Source organism: Bacillus cereus group sp. Bce019 (assembly GCF_051781745.1).
GTDB classification, from domain to species: Bacteria; Bacillota; Bacilli; order Bacillales; family Bacillaceae_G; genus Bacillus_A; species Bacillus_A cereus.
Map to the genome: position 1 here is coordinate 1 of NZ_JBPWJX010000277.1, position 250 is coordinate 250.

A 250-nucleotide genomic window follows, 5' to 3' on the forward strand; every position below is an offset into this window, starting at 1 on the left:
GTAGCAACTCAAAACTTTTTATATGATGAAGATACGCTCGTTGGTACAAAAAATGTATCAAGGGAAGACTACAAGCCTGGTGAAACAAGAGATGGTATTATCGGCCTAATACTTGATGATGGAAAAGAAAAGGTAAAGGATATTAAATTTACAACAGATAATGTAGTCGCAGCAGATGCAGAAACGCAAGATGTTGTAAAAGAGCCACAAACTTTTAATATCTCACTTTCTGAGTAAGTTGTTTTTAAAT

The 250-nt window shown here is 34.0% G+C and carries 1 pseudogene; it reads left to right on the plus strand.

From position 1 onward, the window contains the following. Positions 1-237, plus strand: a pseudogene (locus ACS2QP_RS28325) (hypothetical protein); the annotation flags it as partial. Positions 238-250 lie beyond the last annotated feature (13 nt).